Below are 17,505 nucleotides of genomic sequence, written 5' to 3' on the forward strand. Positions count from 1 at the left end.
TACTTATGTCCAGTTAATTAGGTGACACGCCGCGCGGCGAAGCATCATGGCCGGCATGGGAATCATCACCAGCCTGCTCAACATGCTCGACCTGCGCACGCGCGCCGAGGCCATCGCCAACACGACGGACGCGACCGTGCCGCCGCCGCGCATGCCGGCGCTCGTGAACCCCATGAACATGATCCCGGTGTGCCGTGGCGTGCAGATACTCGAAACGGCCATCCGCGAGCTGCCGTTGGAGCAACGCGACCAGGACGGCAACCGCGTGCGCATGAGCGGCATCATGCGCGACCCGTCACCGGACGTGCCACGCGGCGAACTGATCGCCAACATGGTCGCCGACCTCGCCTTCAACGGCAATCTTTTCCTGCATCGCGTGAGCATCGGCGGCACCACATGGGCGGTCAGGCAGCTGCCATCGAATCTGGTCACGGCGATCGACGCGAACAACGACCCCGACCATCCCGACATGCACTACTGGTACGGCGGCGTCGAACTGGACCCCAAGGACGTGATACACCGCAGATTCATCTGCCTGCCCGGCATGGTCAAGGGCGTCGGCCCCATCACCATGGCACGGCTGCAATTGCAGGGCATGTCGGACACGGAGGCGTACGCGAGCAACTGGCGAAACGACGGCAGCATAGCCTCGGCCGTCCTGTCGAGCGACCAGACGCTGACCGACGCGGACGCCTCACAGGCCAAGGACCGCATGATGAACAGCCGAAAGGGCGGCGAACCGCTCGTATTGGGCAAGGGACTGCATTACGAACGCATCACCATGTCGCCGGAGGACATGCAGTTCCTCCAGACCCGTAGTTTCGACGTGACAAGCGTCGCCCGCATGCTCGGCATCCCCGCGAACCTGCTGTTGGCGTCCGTGGAAGGCAACAGCATCACCTACCAGAACATCGAACAATCGTGGATCGAGTTCAGCTCGTACACGCTTCAGGCCTACGTCATGCCCATCTGCGATGCGTTCAGCCAGCTCGTGCCCTACCGGCAGTACGTCACCGTGGACTGGGACAGCGCCCGACGTTCGGACACGAAGAGCCGCTACGAGGCGTACAAGCTCGCCATCGAAATGGGACTCATGGACATCGACGAGGCACGTAGACGCGAGGGCATGCCGCCCAGGAACGAAAACACCACAAACGCTTCGACGCCGGCAGGCAAGGAGGTAGAGGCATGAGCATCGAATACAGGAACTGCCCGACTTTCGAGATCCGCGAGACCAGTGAGGGCGACGGCATGACCGTCGAGGCCCGCGTGGTCCCGTTCGACACCCCGACCAACGTCGGCTGGTACACGGAGGTCTTCGACCGTGACTGCACGTTCGACGGCATCGACAACGTGAAGATGACCTTTGACCACGACCACGTCATCGGCACATGGACCGGCTTCGACCAGCGCGACGACGGACTGTACGCGACCGGGCACATCAGCAACACCAGCGAGGGACGCGACATCGCGCAGCTTGTACGCGACCGCGCCATCGACGCGTGCAGCGTCGGCTTCATCCCGGTGGAACGCAGCGTGGACCAGTCCGACATCGTCCACCGTCGACGCGTCACCCTGAAGGAGGTCGCATTGACCGGACTGCCGGCCTACCCCGACGCGAAAATCAACAGCCAACGCAACATCACCAACAAGCCAGAAACCAAGGAGAACACAGTGGACGAGGAACTTCGCAAATTCATGGACGACACCCGCAAGAGCATCGTCGAACTATCCGGACGGATCGATAAAGCCCCCGCCGCTACGATCGGAGCGCAGTGGCGCAACGCCGGCGAATATCTGAAAGCCATGGCGAACGGCGACGAGCAGGCAGCCGCGTTCATGCAGCAGTCGCGCGACTTCATCAACAGCAGCGACGTGGCCAACCAGCCCTCATGGGTCGCCGACCAGATCCGATTGGTGGAGTCCCGCCGCACCGTGATGAACCTCGTGACGCGCGCCGCCCTGCCGTCCACCGGCATGAGCGTCGAATACTACGTACTCGGCACCAACAGCATGCAGGTGGCCCAGCAAAGCGCCGAGGGCGCTGACCTCAATTACGGTGAAATCAGCCTCGGCACCAGCACCGCCACCGTAGACACCTACGGCGGCTACACCTCGCTGTCCCGCCAGGTCATCGAACGAGCCACCGCGCCGGCATTGGCCACGGCGCTGCGCGCGTTGGCCATCGCCTACGCGGTCAACACCGAGACTGCGGTCCGTACCTACATCGGCACCGCCATCAGCGGCGCGACCGCGAACAAGGTCACGACCGGAGCCGCGCCGTCGGCCATGACCGCCGACCAGTGGATCGACGCGATCATCGACGCCGCCAAAGCCGTGGATTCGCGTGGCGCAATGCTCGGCACGCTCGCCGTCTCCGATGATGTTTTCAAGGCCATCGCGAAGATCACGCGCCAGGGCAGCTCCCTGATGGACGTGAGCGGTCGCGGGCCGGACGACCTGGGCGTCATCGACCTTACGGATATCCGAGGCACCATGATGCGCATCCCCGTGCAGATGCTGCCCACCGCAAGCGCCGACACTGCGGCCTTCATCGACCCGGACGCCATCACCGTCTGGGAATCTGGCGGCCCGTTCCAATTGCAGGACCAGAACGTCGTCAATCTGACTGGCAACTATTCGGTGTACGGGTACATGGCCATGGGCACGACGTTCCCCGGCGGCATCACCCCGCTGGCGACGGCGTGAACGGCTGACGCATGGACGAACTGACCGACAGGCTCCAGGACATGGTGGACGGCATCGACTCGCAGAAAACGGAGCTGTCCACCACCCTCGAAACCGCGCGAGCCTACCTGAAAGCCGGACTGCCCGAATGGCCATACGAGCTCGCCCAACAGATACAGGACGACATCGTGCTGACGGTCGCCTCCGACCTATGGGCCGCGCGCAGCATACACAGCGGCGTCATGCAGCTGCCGTCATCCGATGGCGTCACCAGCTACCGCGTGTCCTCCGACCCGCTGCGTGCGGCGTGGCCGAAGCTCAGGGCGGCCGGGATCCTCGTGGGGATGGGCATCGCATGAGCACCGTATTCGACGAACTACAGGCCATGTGCGACCGGGTGACGGAGGCGTCGCCGCTGATTACCCGCTGCACGTGGGACGCGACGCAGGTCAAACCGCCGTCCGGCGAGGTCCACGCGTACATGCAGGCACCGGACCTCAAATGGGAGTCATGGGACGAATGGAACGGCACGTACACACTCGTGCTGACCGCCGGCACCTGGCTTACCCAGGGACAGGCGGTGCCCCTGCTGCTCCAGGCCGTCACCGACCTGCAAAACGCGGGCGTCAATTTGCAGAACGGCTCCGCCGCCAGCTGGAAGCTCGCCGACAGCACCGACCTGATAGCCGCGTACGAGATGACAATCACACCCGATTCACAAGTCGAAAGGATGATACAGGATGGCAACCAAGATTAGAACGCTCGGCCCGGGCGCGCTGACCATCGGAGAGACCTCGGATTCGGAGGACTTCGCGGCCGACTGCACCAACGTCACATTGACGCCCGACACCAGCAGCGACGACGCGCTCAACTTCCTCGACGGCTCCACCGAGGCCGGGGCGCAGACAACAAGCTGGACGCTAGAGGGCACCATCAAGGAGAACTTCAGCACCGACAGCCTCCAGGTCTGGTGCCTGACCAACGCGGGCAAGACGCTGCCGTTCACGTTCGTGCCGTCCAACGAGGGCACATTGCAGATCACCGGCAACGTCACCATCGCACCGGTCGGATGGGGCGGCGACGTGAAGGCAAAGAACGACCAGTCCTTCAGCTTCGCCGCGACCGACATCGCCACCGCCGCGAAGTCGTGACATGCCGGACTTCGCGCTGAAGCTCAACGCCAAGGGACTGAAGCAGGTAGCCGGCCAATTCCGCAGGGCAGGCGTGGACATGCAGCAGCTCAAAGGCGCATACAAGGAAATGGCCGGCGTCGTGAAAAAGGACATCAAGACCGTCATACCGCACCGGTCGGGCGCGCTCGAACGATCGTTGAGGGCATCGGCCACGCAGAAAAGCGGCGTCGTCAGGGCCGGAAACAAATCCGTCGTCTATGCGGGCGTCATCAACTACGGATGGCCGCGACACAACATCAAGGCGCAGCAATTCATGCAGCGCGGCCTCGCACTGTCCGAGGACGATGTGGTCAAACTCTACGCGCAGGCCATCGAAGACGCGTTACAGAACATCAAATAGGAGGAACAACAATGGCATCGCTGAAAATCACCTACACCGGCGGCAAGACCGAGACCGTTCGCGTCAGCGCGTTCGACAACATGCGCGGCGAGGAAAAGGCACAGGCCGAGGGCTGGAACTTCAACGGGTACAGGCAGAGCATGTACGCCGTCTACTCGCAGCTCCGCTCGCGCGGCGCGACGCAGCTGCCCTTCGAGAAATGGGCAGAGACCGTCGAACGCATGGACGAGGCGACCGAGGAACCGGGGGAATCTGCGACCGTCCCCGCTGGCGGGACGGCAGCCTAGGACAGCTGAGCGTCATACTGGCGACCCGCTTCGGCGGAACGCCATGGGCATGGCGACGCGAAGGACAGGCGGACGAGCGGGACATATGGACCGCCGTCGGCGTCCTCGAAGCCGAGATCGAAGCGATGGAGGAGGTGAAGAAGAACGATGGCCAGTAAGACCACGGTACAGGTCGACGTGACCGGCGACGCGCGCAGCGCGATCAAGGCGCTCGGCGAGGTCACCACGAAGATGGGCACCATGCAGCAGAAAGCCGTCGCGGTCGGCAGCGCGATAGGCAGCATACTCGGTGCCGGAATCTCCAAGGTCATCGACGTGTTCAAGGACCTCGGCGGCGAGATCCTCGAACAATCCGACAGCCTCCAGAAATTCCAGAACACGATGAGCTTCGCCGGATTCGACACCAAGGCCATCGACGCCGCGACCAAGGCGACCAAGGCGTACGCTGACCAGACAGTCTACGACCTGACCACCGTGCAGAACACCACCGCGCAGCTCGCCGCCAACGGAGTCCAGGACTACATCAACCTGACCAAGGCGGCCGGCAATCTGAACGCGGTGGCCGGCGGCAACGCCGACACGTTCCAAAGCGTCGCCATGGTCCTCACCCAGACCGCCGGAGCCGGAAAACTGACGACGGACAACTGGAACCAGCTGGCCGACGCCATTCCCGGCGCGTCCGGCAGGCTCCAGGAGGCGATGAAGGCCAACGGCGCGTACGTCGGCAACTTCCGTGACGCCATGGAAAAAGGCGAGATATCTGCCGACGAGTTCAACCAGGCGATACTCCAGTTAGGCATGGAGGACGTCGCACAGAAAGCCGCGACATCAACGGCGACGTTCGAGGGCGCGTGGGGCAACCTCATGGCATCCCTGACCGGCGGTGCCGCAGAACTGGTCAACATCTTCAAACCCGCCATAACGGACAGCATCGGATGGGCCGCCGAACAGATCGGGACGTGGTTCACCGACGCGAAGAACACGATCCAGGACTTCGTGACCGGATTGCAATCCACGTTGGACCTCACCACCATTTCGACCATGTTCGACGCGATCGCCACGGCTGTCGGCGCGCTGGGCACGGCGTTCATGGCCGTGGCCGAGACGATCGCACCGGCATTGACGCAGATCGGCGGGGCCGGGAGCATAGGAAGCGCGCTGGGCACGGCGTTCAACCTCGCGGCCGGGGCCGTGACGCTCGTGGCCAACGGATTGACCATGTTCGGCGAATGGGTCAGCGCCAACGCCGAAACGATCGCCGTATACATAGTCGGCATCGGCACCGCGTTCGCCGTATGGAACGTGATAAGCGTGATTACCGGAGTCGTCGGTGCCCTCAAGAGCTTCAGCCTGGCCACCACTGCGGCCACCACGGCCCAGAAGCTGCTGAACCTCGCCATGAATGCCAACCCGATAGCCATCATCATCACGTTGATGGCGTCATTGACCGCGGCGCTCGTATGGTTCTTCACCCAGACCGAGACCGGCCGGCAGATATGGTCGGGCTTCACCTCGTTCATGGGCGACTGCATCAACACGATAATCGGCTTCTTCCAGTCGCTGCCGGGGAAGATACAGGCGTTCTTCCAATCCGCCGCCGACGGAGCCAGGAACGTATGGAACGGCGTCACGTCCTTCTTCCGGGGGGTATGGGACAACATCGTGTCCGGCGCGGAAACAGTGGTGAACGGCATCAAGAACGCCTTCAGCAACGCGGTGAACGGAGCCAAAGGAATCCTCGACGGGCTCGTGTCGAAAGTGCGCAGCATCTGGGACACGATAAGCGGCATCGTCGGCAACATCACCGGCGCGATCAGCAACGCGTGGGACACCGTCACCGGACTGCTGCCGTTCTCGGCGCCGATGACCGTCATGGGCACGATGCCCATGCAGTCCATGCCGGTCATGGCGGTTGGCGGCGCGGACTCGCAGGGAGCGAGCCACGGGGCAAGGTCCGGCGGCGCAACAATCGCCGACCTCGCCGCCGCGCTCAACAGGCCACGTCAGGCCAATGTCAAGAGCACGGTAATCAACATGACCGTGCAATTGTCCGACCTCACACCGGACCCTGACAGGACGGCACGAAAGATCATCGAACTAATCGACCGATACGAAGCGAGACGACGATGAGGACCTGCGCGCTATACATAGACCAGGGCGACGGATGGCGCAACCACACCGGACACGATCAGGACGTTGCCGGACTGATGGGCTTCACCATCGAATGGGGGGAATCGTCGTTCGACAGCAGCCCGTCGGCAAACGTCCTGCATTTCCAGATGCTCGACCGCACCGGCGAATACGCCGGACGCGTCTCCCAACTATTGGGCAGCCGCGTGCTCATGCAGATCACGCGTACCCCGTCATGGGGAGACCTCATGGCAACCGCTCCGGCCGGACAGTCATGGATCATGGTCGACGGAACATGGGCCGAATTGAACGAGGATTACTGGACGGATCCATACGCGTCGCCGGACCCCCAAGGCATCACCCTGTTCGACGGAGTGCTGACCACCGGCGGCACCGTTACCAAGATCGGCGACAAAGGCTGGCAACTCGACCTATACGCATCGTCGCTGACCGTCATGCTGGACCGCGACACCACACAGGGGCCAGTGGACAACGGACGGCAATGGTCCGGTACCCCGACATCCATGATCCAGGCGGTCAGGCGGCGCATCACCGGCGACGGCGTATGGGACATGAGCGACCAGACCGCGCAACGGCTCGCGTCCATCATCCCCGACGCGTTGGGCGGATGGAAAACCGACGAACAGGTATCCACCAGCCAGGCACTGAACCAACTGACCAACTGGCATCCATCCATAATCCGCTGGTACGAACGCCACACGCCGGACGGGGATTATATGGAGCCATGGGCATTGGGGGAACCGGCAAAGCTCGCCATACACGATGACGGGCATCTGAGCGTCGTCACAGCGACACGCGAACAGGACGTGCAGCCTGCATCGGCGATCATGGTGGACGCCGCAACGTTCGACATCCCGCAACCGTACGCGGCCATGGAAATCAGCGGTCTATCCGGCGACGAAAACGCCAGCGTCACCATCGACGCCACGCAACTGCCGGACGGACTGCGCCAAGCGGGAAAGACCATCAAACTGTCATCCACCATCCGACTGGATGAATGGACACCCGACACGTCCATGCAGGACGACGCCCGCCAACTGATCGAGGCGCAGGACACCAGACTGACGCCAAGCGGCATCGCCATTGACCAGACCAGAGTCAACCTGGACGATTACCCGAGCCTGTTCACTCCGGGACCGAGCCTATGGGCGATCCTGCAAAGCGCCTACGCCGACCTGTTCACGACCGACGGCACACCGGCCGTCGCCGGACCATGGATAGCCATCGGCGGAACAGTCACGTTCCGATGGCGGGACAGGCGTCCGGTATTCCGACACGAACTGACGCTGAGCCCATTGCCCCTCGAATGGGATCCGACCGCCACATGGGCGCATATCGGCATACCACTACCATGGCAGCGCCTGAACATGACATGGGCGGAATTATCCATGATGACCTACGAAGCATAAACCAACACAAAAGGAGGAACAATGGCCGAAGAGACATTCGACCCCGCCGACATGCCGACCACCAGCCGGTACCGGATCCCATACCCGGGCCCGGATAATCTGGTCCGGTTCGCGGCCGACCAGTTCGGCGCGATGGCCTCGGCGATCGACACGCAGCTCGGCAACGTGGACGACCGGCAGACAGACGCCGCGCGCAGCACCATCGTGCGCAACACCCTGGCCGAATTGCAGGAGGCGTCGGCCGCGCAGGGCCAGTTCGGCTACGTGACCGCCGACACGACCACGGATAATATCGGCATCTGGATCTACAGCGGCAGCGCTTGGTCGCGAGTGTCCGGCGCGACGCCTATGACCGTCGTCAAGGGCACGCTGGCGGAGCTACAGGCGGTGACGAATCTTAGTGAGGGTGTTTTCGGTCTCGTCAGCGACGACCCGATCGCGAGCAACAACGGCGTGTACGTGTTCAACAACGGATCGTGGGCTCCAATCACCGGCACGACCGGCGGCACACTGCAAGCGGAAACACTCGAACAGTTGCAGGCGACGACCGCACCGACCGGCACGCTCGCGTACGTGAGCGCCGACAGCAAGTCATCGAACAACGGACTGTACATACGCACGGCCGACGCGGAATGGGATACCGTAGGCGGCGGGAACAATGACACGTTCATCTTCACGGACATGGTCACATCGACGGTACAGACAGAGATTGGACAGTACGTTTATGCTGTAGCGGATATATCCGACACGGCTGTGTTCTGCCGTGGCGGCCTAGTGCCGGAAATCGTCACCGTGCCATACAACACGTATACCCTTGGCTCTAATATCATCGACGTTCCAGCTGTCAAACTGCCGCCGGGCTGTTATGACAGCTTCACGGTCACCGGACAGGGCGTAGGCAGCATCGACAGTACGAATTATTACAATTTCGTGGCCGAAAAAGTGTCCGGCAAATGCAGCGGTTCGACTCGAGTGCTGATAGTGGAGGAACCTGCGACATTCGTCATCCGATCTGACGAAGACACCAACATAAGAGGGCACGCGACGCTCTACGACGTGCAGCTGTTCATCCATGGGTTCGAGACGCCGCAGATCGTGTCAGGCACCACCGTCGAAAACACCGGCGACATAGTATTCACAGCGGATGGACAGACGACGACGGCAGCGAACCTGACCATGCAGACGCCAAGCGACGACGCCACGACGGAAACAGCGAACGGCGAACAGCCTGCTTACGACGACGTGGTGGACGCGCCCGGCGACATCGCCTCCGACGCTGCCGATACGCCAAGCGACGACGTCACGACAGAAACAGCGACCGACGACGGCGCCACCGGACAGACGTCCACCGAAACTGTCACGGATCGCACGACGACGCCTGTCGTCGCGCACAAGCTGCCCGAATGGCCGACCACCGGAACGGAGGCGGCATGATGACGCATGAGACCATGATCGCTCTAGCCACCGCCGGCGTGCTGATAATCCTCGACTTCGTCAGCGGACTCACTAGGGCCGCGATGGAAAAGGACATTAACAGCGCGAAGCTACGCGAGGGACTGTATCACAAGGGGGCTTTCGTGCTCGCGCTCGTGCTCGCCGAGATCATCGAGACCGCTCAGCACTGGGTCGACCTCGGTTTCACCGTGCCCCTCGTCGTGCCCGCCGCCGTCTACGTCTGCCTGACCGAGGTGGTGTCAATATTGGAGAATCTGGCCGAGATCAATCCTGAACTGGCAGGCAGCAGCCTGCTGCGACTGTTCAGCGTCGGCACGACGACCGAACCGAAACATGCCGCCACTGACGACGACGGTCAGGCGGTGACGTCATGACCACCAGCATCGATGAGTGGGTGGCCAGGCATGAGGGCGTCACGACCGACGTCGACGGATATTTCGGCGGCCAGTGCTGGGATTTGTGGAGCTCGTACGCACAGGAGGTCTACGGACTGCCGCAGTCGGCGACGAACACGACGAGCGGCTACGCGGACAGCGTCTACACGACCAAGTACGACCAAACAGAGGCATTGCAGGAGACGTTCGACAAAATCGACGCCAGCGAGACCGCACAGCGTGGCGACGTTGCGTTCTGGTCGTACGGCAGCTCGTACTATCCGACGTCGCACGTCGCGATCGTGCTCGCCGACCAGGGCTCGAGCGTCCTGTGCCTGAGTCAGAACCCGGATACTCCGAGACGAATGAATCTCACGAAAAACGGATTATGCGGCTATTTCAGGCCAAAAACACAGGAGGAAGACATGAACCAGGAAGACGTCGACCTGATAAAGGACAAAGTGCTGAAAAACAACGATGCTCTAGGACGTATGGAAGCACGGCCGACGCACGTCGTATTCCAAGTCGGCGACGCGCTCGGCATCGCCAACATCGCGGCCGGCACGTACGAGATCTTCGACAGCGAGAACGCGTGGAACGTCAGGCGGATGATGCTCGAACGCACCGGCTACACTTTGCGCGAGTGGAAAGAGTACACGGCGGACGGCACGTCGAACGTCGTCGCCGACGCCGACCTGCCGGGTTTCGGCGTACGCATCGGCAGCTAGACGCCGACGGCGACCGCTTCGACGCCCGCGCGCAGGCGGTCCGGCGGCATCGCGACGTAGATCTGCGTCGTCTCGACGGACGAATGGCCCAACAGTTTCGACACCAGCAGTATGTCGTGCGTGGCCGCGTAGACAGTGGTCGCGTACCTGTGGCGCAGGCTGTGCGGACCACATCCGTCCGGCAGGAGACGGCGCAGGTGACGCGAGATATACGATTTTTCGACGTGTCCCGTCCATCTTCCGGGGAACAGGTAGCCGTGCGCGTCGGTTATCCGTCCGGCCAGATCCTCGGATATCGGCACTATCCTCTGTTTGTCGCCTTTGCCTCGGATGATGAGGCTTGGCCCGCCGCCGACGTCCATCACGTCAGATGACCTGACGGCCGCTATCTCCGACAGACGCAGGCCGGCCTCGGCGCCGAGCCTGACCATGAGCCGTTCCGGCTCGGTTCCCTCAATCATCGCCCGTCGTATGTATTCGTCTGGGCATGGGCGCGGGTGCGGTTGCGGGCGTCTGACGGTAGGCAGTTCGGTTGCCGGGTTGTCGTCGCGTCGTCCGGTTCGCTGCATCCAGGCGAAAAAGCTTGCAAGCGTGTTCCGATAGCCTTTCCTGGTCTCCGGTTTCCAGTCCTGCGAGGACATGACGTGTATCATCTCGTCGCCGGTTATCGTTGCCGGACTGCCGTCGAACAGTTTCGCCATGTGCGTCATCTTGCATCGCCGGCATCTGATAGTCTCCGCGCTCAGGCCAGCTGCTCTGAGCGATTCAAGCCAACCGTTGATATCTTCACGCCACTGCGCAGGCGGCTGCGTTTGTTTCATACTCACGGCCGGCATCCTTGACGGCCGCCAGACCTCGTCGTTACGCGGTCAGGGTAAATTCGGACAATGGGGCGTCATGGATTTGAACCGTGGACCTCTGGCCAACCATGTTGCCAGAGGTCCACGGTTCAAATCCATGCCCCGCTACCAGATAGGAAGCTAGGAATCGGTGATTCCTAGCTTCTTTGTTTTCCGACGCGCCACAGGGGTGGGCGAGCCAGCCGAACTCTGCCATCAGCGACGCGTACATTCAACATATTCGTTGAATGCATGCATTACGAATCGGATTGACGCCGAATGGCGTACACCGCCAAAGCGGCAATAAGCAATGCCGTCACCCCAATGGCCACCATCAAACTGATATCGCTGCCGGTGTAGGCAAGTATCCGCTCGTTCACCACCTCAGGCTCTTCGGGGATTTCAGGCTCTTCTAGCGGATCGGCCGGATCATCCGGTATTTCCGATGTCGGTTCGGGTTCGTCCGGAGGATCGACAGACGGGTCCTGAGGCTCTTGGGGCTCCTCGACCAAAACCGTTTCGAGCTTCTCACCGATCTCATGCGTAGCCAACATGTTGCCTTCCGCATCCCACACTGAGGCCTGCCAGTACACGTATCCTGCTTGCGATGCAGCGATATTCGAGCTGACTACCCGCTGCGCGGCAAGCGTGGAGTCCAATGCGACGCGCTCATCGTCCAGCAATTTCTCTCCGCTGCCCGGCTCGGCGCCTTCCGGTACCGGCTCATAGGCGCTGAAGGTCACGTATGAGCCTTCCGGGACTTCTCCAATCACCGTGGCCGTGTCATGGAATTCCTCTCCGACCAGCACGCTCTGATCGCTGACCTCGGTAACGATCATCGGCGTTTTCGCAGGCGTCTCGGGATTGTCTTCGACTTCCGTAACGAATACACGCTCCCAACCGTCGTTGTATGCGCTGGATGTGGGAGCGACGCGGGAGTCTCCCGTGAACTTCCACACGAACACATACCAGCCGGGAACATCCGCAATGATATTCACCGGATTGCCATGAGCGTCCGGTTCTTCGCCTCCGATACGATATTCACCGTTTTTGGCGGGATAATCCCAAGTTCCAATGATTTCGTGATGTTCATCTTCCTGAGGCTCTTCAGCGTGCGCGGGATAATACTGCCCATTGTTCTGCGGATTGTCCTTATCTCCAGTCCACCACACAGTGACTTGAGCGCACTGATTATCCGCTTCGAACCCGTACAGCTGGTTTCCTGGATACTCTCCGTGATCGTCAGGAAACCCGGATACCGTAATCGTGTCTCTGAGTTCGGATCCGACCAATGCGGAGAATTCGCTCGCATCCGATTCGACGGAAACGATTTCGCGGTTGGAATTAACCTCATTCACATCAAGGAATGCACTGACATAGTCTTCAGCCAGGTATTCAGCGGCTTCACTGCTCTGTTCGTCGACTTCGAACGCCCACACCCAGGTGCCGAATTGCGCGTCGCCAACCGAATAGTAGGGATTGCCGGATTCACTGACGGCATCTGCCGTGCGACTCTGATTCGGACCATCGAATTGCACCGACCCATATGCAGAAGGCGTATAGCCCAAGCTTGCAAGGCGCGCGATAAAAGCCTGCGCCGTCTCTCCGGCTTGCGCGGCAACAGGACCAGTCAGCCCCTCGGGCGCAATGCGGTCGAAATACCAGCCGGTGGCAGTCAACGCAACACCTTCAGGCCACTCGCCTTCACCTTCGTCAGCGATTCCAGAAGTCACGACATCCTGTATCGTTTCTCCCCTATTCACTGTTTGTTCGGCTACTTGAGTGCTGATTGTCGGCTTGAAGGTTTTCGTGACTTCAAATGTTCCGCCCGCTTCATTCGCTTGGATTTTCCCACCGCTGCGCACAAGGGTCTGCTGGCTTTCGATACTGTCCAGACTTTCAACAATGTATTGGACGCCCACCGACACATCTCCATCGCCGGTGGCGGTCCACGCCAACTCGTCTTTTCCTACGACGCTGGAACCGCTTAACGTTGTCCCGCCATCATCGAACTGCGCGGAACCGCCTAAAGTCACGGTATAGGGGACGCCGGCCAGAGGCTCATTGTTCATGTTGAGAATCTGTACTGTCACCGCACCGCTTCTCTGACCGTCGGCATATGAGTGTTCCACCACCGCCTTGGCCGGTGTATTGCGTTTAGCCTCAGACCAAAGCTCTTCCACTTTTGCCGCCACTTCGGGGAATTCCGACATAACGGTCACACGAACCTGGTCCCAAATATCAGGATCTATGTCATATTCGTCATGCACGATCACGGCGATGGCTGTGTGCACATAAAAATCCGTTGAATCCTTATACTGCTCGATCATCCAACCTACGGCACGGGCAGTGGCATCGTCCGTCATTTTGGTCGCCGTACCGGCCCAATAATCCGTGAACTTGTTGATTTCGCGACAATAGTAATAACGACCCTCACTATCTTTCGCCGTAACGCCGATATCGAGGTCGCTTCCGTTATGGGTATAAGGCCTATGCGTGCCCGCCGGGGCTTTCTCCAGCTGTTCCGCTGCAGCCATTGCCGTTGGCCCTGCGGCAAGCAGCGTCATGGCCAGCACCACACACGTCGCCAGCATACTGATGATGAACCCGACGGCATGACGTCTTTTCGTTTCCATGATCTTCCTTTCCTTGGTATCGCAGCCGCATTGCCACGATGCTTCGAGACTGTCAGAAAACGTCATTTCATCGGGTGGTTTTTGGGTGCTGTGGACGAAGAGAGACCGCCGGCGGCGTGTTGTGGATAACTTTTTGCCAAATTATGCACAACCTGACGCAGATCTTTTCAGTCATCCACATCCGTCCACGAGCACGCACATGTGGCAGCAGTCAATTCGCACAATCAATCGACTGACATCACCGTTTTACAAATCACGTCAACGCCGCAATACAGCGCGCAATCACATAAAAAACAACGTCGAAATCCCGATATTCGGCTTCAAATCAACATTTTCAAGCGCTCAAAAATAGCTCAAAAATTTAAGACACTTTTGCTGTCTCCGTCTCTATAATCGGCACTATGGCAGAAACACAAGCGACAACACGCTCACGTAAAGACGCTTCCTCCACCGCCACGCGCAAGCCGGCGGCCAAACGCACGACGAAGGCGAAGGCCGCAGTCGAAATGACTGTCGGCGAGCCTGCCGCCCCCATCCTTGAACGTTCCACCCCCGACCAGTTCGGTCGCATCAACGTGCTGGATGTCACGCCATCCATCGAAAACGGAATCTATCCGGCCCGCGTCGAAATCGGCGAAGCTTTCGACGTTACCGCACAGGTATTCATCGAAGGCCGTACCAAAGTCGGCGCCACCGTGGTGCTGCGCAATCCACGCAGCCGCGAAATGGCACGCGTGCCCATGCATTGCGTCAATCCGGGCCTCGACCGTTGGGTCGCCACCGTTCAAGCTGGCGAACACAGCGACCTGAAACCATGGGACGACGACTACACCAATGTCAAGAAGCAGCTTGGGGAATGGAGCTTCATCGTCGAAGGGTGGGAAGACACCTACACTTCCTGGCTGCACGACGCACGTATCAAAGTGCAGGTGAACGACGACGTAGAGAACTCACTTGAATCCGGCGCACAACTGCTGCGTCGCTGGGCAGAAACCAAAGATGCGAAGCTTACCGCCCGCGACCGCAAGCATCTGCAACAGGCCGCCGACCGTATGGATGACAAGGAACGCCCAGCCGAAGCGCGGCTGGCTGAAGCCGACAATCCGATTATCGCGGCCCTGCATGAGTCCAACCCGCTGCGCGACGGCATTTCCGCCAGTAACCCGCAGCGCCTGCGCGTGGAACGTCCGAAGTCCAGCTTCGCCGCATGGTATCAGTTCTTCCCTCGCTCCGAAGGCGCCTATGTCGACGACAGCGGTAATATCGTCCAGGGCACGCTGCAGACCTCGGTCACAGGCCTTGAGCGCGCAGCCGAAGAAGGTTTCGACATCGTCTATCTGCCGCCGATTTTCCCGATTGGCGTGACCAACCGCAAGGGCCGTAACAATTCACTGGTCGCAGGCCCGAACGATCCCGGTTCCCCGTTTGGCATCGGCTCCGAATTAGGTGGCCACGACACCGTCGACCCGTTGCTGGGCACCATGGATGATTTCAAGGCGTTCTGCACCCGCGCCCACGAACTGGGCTTGGAAATCGCCCTTGATTTCGCGCTGCAGTGCTCGCCGGACCATCCGTGGGTCAAGCAGCATCCGAACTGGTTCCGCACCAAGCCGGACGGAACAATCGCGTTTGCGGAGAATCCGCCGAAGAAGTATCAGGACATTTACCCGATCGATTTCAACGCCGACATGGCTGGTATCGAAAAGGAAGTCGTACGCATCATGAACCTGTGGATTGATGCTGGCGTCACCATTTTCCGCGTCGACAATCCGCACACCAAGCCGGTTCGCTTCTGGCAGGATGTCATCGCCGCAGTCACGAAGAAGCATCCGGAAGTGCTGTTCCTCGCCGAGGCGTTCACTCGCCCGGGTATGGTGCGCGCACTGAGCTACGCCGGATTCACACAGTCCCATTGCTACTTCCCGTGGCGCAACACCAAGGAAGAACTGGCGGAGTTCCTGCCGGAAACCAACGGTTTGGGCGGCTTCTACCAGCACAACACCTTCTGGCCCACCACGCCGGATATTCTGACCGCCTACACGCGCGACAACGGCATCGCAGGCCATGCGATCCGCGCCGTGCTCGCCGCCATGGGCAGCCCAAGCTGGGGCATCTACAACGGCTACGAACTGATCGAAAACCGCCAGCGCCCCGGCTTCGAAGAGCAAATCGACAACGAAAAGTACGAAATCAAGGTGCGCGATTGGGATGAGGCCAACAAGTACGGCATCAGCGAACTGCTGGGCGCATTGAACGAGATTCGTCGCAAGCATCCGGCATGCAGGAGCTACCACAACCTGCATATCCTGCCCACCTCGGATCCGAACATTCTCGCGTTCATTCGTCAGACGCCGGCCGAATACACCGGCACAGGCCAGACCGATACGGTAATCGTCGTCGTCAATCTTGACGGCTACAACGCACACCAATCCACGGTTCATCTGGAATTGGAGGACTATGGCCTGCCGACCGACCGCGCCGTGCATGTGCGCGACGAACTGACCGGCCGCGAGTTCGAATGGGGTTGGGATAACTTCGTTTCGCTCGCGCCATGGGCGGATGTGGCACACATTCTGACCGTGGAAGGCTGAGACAAGACTGATACCTGATAACAGCCGACATCCAGCAAAACGCCAATCAATGCCGCGCCCGACGTGCCAATGTGCCGTCGGGCGCGGTATTGTGTTCTATGAGTACACCAGTACAACCAACTGTCGAATTCCAAAGGAGAATGCAATGGCAGAAACCTTCAACGTCGTGGTGGAGATCCCCCGCGGCTCCAAGAACAAGTACGAAGTGGATCATGAGACCGGCCGCGTCTTCCTGGACCGTACCCTGTTCACCTCCATGGGCTACCCGGATGATTACGGCTACATCGAGGGCACCCTGGGTGAGGACGGCGATCCGCTCGACGCCCTGATCATGATTCCGAACTCCGTGTTCCCGGGCTGTGTGGTTGAATGCCGCGCTGTCGGCCTATATCACATGGTCGACGAAGCCGGCGGAGACGACAAGGTGCTGTGCGTACCGGCCGATGTTCGCTTCGACGACATCAAGGACATCGACGACGTTTCCGAATACCATAAGGCCGAAATCAAGCACTTCTTCGAGCAGTACAAGGCTCTGGAACCGGGCAAGGAAGTTCTGCCGGGCGATTACTGGACCGGCGCCGAAGCCGCCGAAAAGGAAATCGTCGAAGCTCGCGAGCGCCTCGCCGCTTCCGAAGCTTGATTTCAACGCTGATTTCACAATACGATTTCAATCTGATTGAAATCGGCAATTGATTTCCTGTGCGCGTTATATTGCGATATTGCAATGGGCTGGTCTTCCGCGCGGAAGGCCAGCCCATTATTGTTCGACTGCAATAATCATGTCACAACGAGCAATCGTGCATCGCGATCATTG

The 17,505-nt window shown here is 60.3% G+C and carries 16 protein-coding genes; 14 read left to right on the top strand and 2 right to left on the bottom strand.

Annotated features, from left to right (window positions below):
* Window positions 1-55 precede the first annotated feature (55 nt).
* The 12 genes from AC1AWD_RS07385 (at window position 56) to AC1AWD_RS07440 (ending at window position 10,625) form a co-directional block, all read left to right on the top strand.
* On the top strand, window positions 56-1,192 hold the full coding sequence (locus AC1AWD_RS07385; protein WP_476565171.1) for a phage portal protein: 1,137 nt from the start codon (window positions 56-58) through the stop codon (window positions 1,190-1,192).
* Window positions 1,189-2,709 carry an HK97 family phage prohead protease gene (locus tag AC1AWD_RS07390; protein ID WP_476565173.1) on the top strand — a complete coding sequence of 507 codons (1,521 nt, stop codon included), beginning with the start codon at window positions 1,189-1,191 and terminating at the stop codon, window positions 2,707-2,709. The genes AC1AWD_RS07385 and AC1AWD_RS07390 overlap by 4 nt, the downstream gene beginning before the upstream one ends.
* Window positions 2,710-2,720: 11 nt before the next feature.
* Window positions 2,721-3,047, top strand: coding sequence for a hypothetical protein (locus AC1AWD_RS07395; protein ID WP_476565174.1), 327 nt, complete (start codon window positions 2,721-2,723; stop codon window positions 3,045-3,047).
* The gene (locus AC1AWD_RS07400; RefSeq protein ID WP_476565176.1) at window positions 3,044-3,445 is read left to right on the top strand and encodes a hypothetical protein; all 402 of its coding nucleotides are present in this window, start codon (window positions 3,044-3,046) and stop codon (window positions 3,443-3,445) included. Before AC1AWD_RS07395 ends, AC1AWD_RS07400 begins: the two co-directional genes overlap by 4 nt.
* On the top strand, window positions 3,429-3,839 hold the full coding sequence (locus AC1AWD_RS07405; protein ID WP_476565178.1) for a hypothetical protein: 411 nt from the start codon (window positions 3,429-3,431) through the stop codon (window positions 3,837-3,839). The genes AC1AWD_RS07400 and AC1AWD_RS07405 overlap by 17 nt, the downstream gene beginning before the upstream one ends.
* Window position 3,840: 1 nt before the next feature.
* Window positions 3,841-4,221 (top strand): HK97-gp10 family putative phage morphogenesis protein, encoded by a 381-nt coding sequence (locus AC1AWD_RS07410; RefSeq protein ID WP_476565180.1) that lies wholly within the window; start codon window positions 3,841-3,843, stop codon window positions 4,219-4,221.
* An 11-nt stretch (window positions 4,222-4,232) separates the two neighbouring features.
* Complete coding sequence (locus AC1AWD_RS07415) at window positions 4,233-4,508, top strand: hypothetical protein (protein ID WP_476565182.1); 276 nt, start codon at window positions 4,233-4,235, stop codon at window positions 4,506-4,508.
* 177 nt (window positions 4,509-4,685) lie between these two features.
* A complete protein-coding gene (locus tag AC1AWD_RS07420) occupies window positions 4,686-6,638 on the top strand; it encodes a tape measure protein (protein WP_476565184.1) in 1,953 nt (650 codons plus the stop codon).
* The gene (locus AC1AWD_RS07425) at window positions 6,635-8,068 is read left to right on the top strand and encodes a hypothetical protein (protein WP_476565186.1); all 1,434 of its coding nucleotides are present in this window, start codon (window positions 6,635-6,637) and stop codon (window positions 8,066-8,068) included. Before AC1AWD_RS07420 ends, AC1AWD_RS07425 begins: the two co-directional genes overlap by 4 nt.
* Before the next feature lie 21 nt (window positions 8,069-8,089).
* The gene (locus AC1AWD_RS07430) at window positions 8,090-9,502 is read left to right on the top strand and encodes a hypothetical protein (RefSeq protein ID WP_476565188.1); all 1,413 of its coding nucleotides are present in this window, start codon (window positions 8,090-8,092) and stop codon (window positions 9,500-9,502) included.
* Entirely contained in the window at window positions 9,499-9,897 is a 399-nt protein-coding gene (locus AC1AWD_RS07435) for a phage holin family protein (protein WP_476565190.1), read from the top strand. The genes AC1AWD_RS07430 and AC1AWD_RS07435 overlap by 4 nt, the downstream gene beginning before the upstream one ends.
* On the top strand, window positions 9,894-10,625 hold the full coding sequence (locus AC1AWD_RS07440) for a CHAP domain-containing protein (RefSeq protein ID WP_476565192.1): 732 nt from the start codon (window positions 9,894-9,896) through the stop codon (window positions 10,623-10,625). Before AC1AWD_RS07435 ends, AC1AWD_RS07440 begins: the two co-directional genes overlap by 4 nt.
* On the opposite strand, the gene AC1AWD_RS07445 is transcribed toward AC1AWD_RS07440, so the two are convergent.
* Window positions 10,622-11,461 (bottom strand): tyrosine-type recombinase/integrase, encoded by an 840-nt coding sequence (locus AC1AWD_RS07445; protein ID WP_476565194.1) that lies wholly within the window; start codon window positions 11,459-11,461, stop codon window positions 10,622-10,624. The genes AC1AWD_RS07440 and AC1AWD_RS07445 overlap by 4 nt on opposite strands.
* 260 nt (window positions 11,462-11,721) lie before the next feature.
* The gene (locus AC1AWD_RS07450) at window positions 11,722-14,100 is read right to left on the bottom strand and encodes a peptidase (RefSeq protein ID WP_476565196.1); all 2,379 of its coding nucleotides are present in this window, start codon (window positions 14,098-14,100) and stop codon (window positions 11,722-11,724) included.
* A 401-nt stretch (window positions 14,101-14,501) separates the two neighbouring features.
* Here AC1AWD_RS07450 and AC1AWD_RS07455 point away from each other — a divergent pair, with 401 nt between their 5' ends.
* Window positions 14,502-16,691, top strand: a complete 2,190-nt coding sequence (locus tag AC1AWD_RS07455; protein ID WP_476565198.1) for an alpha-1,4-glucan--maltose-1-phosphate maltosyltransferase — start codon at window positions 14,502-14,504, stop codon at window positions 16,689-16,691.
* 145 nt (window positions 16,692-16,836) lie between these two features.
* Complete coding sequence (locus AC1AWD_RS07460; protein ID WP_476565200.1) at window positions 16,837-17,331, top strand: inorganic diphosphatase; 495 nt, start codon at window positions 16,837-16,839, stop codon at window positions 17,329-17,331.
* The last annotated feature ends 174 nt before the right edge of the window (window positions 17,332-17,505 follow it).

Source organism: Bifidobacterium sp. LH_512 (assembly GCF_056356435.1).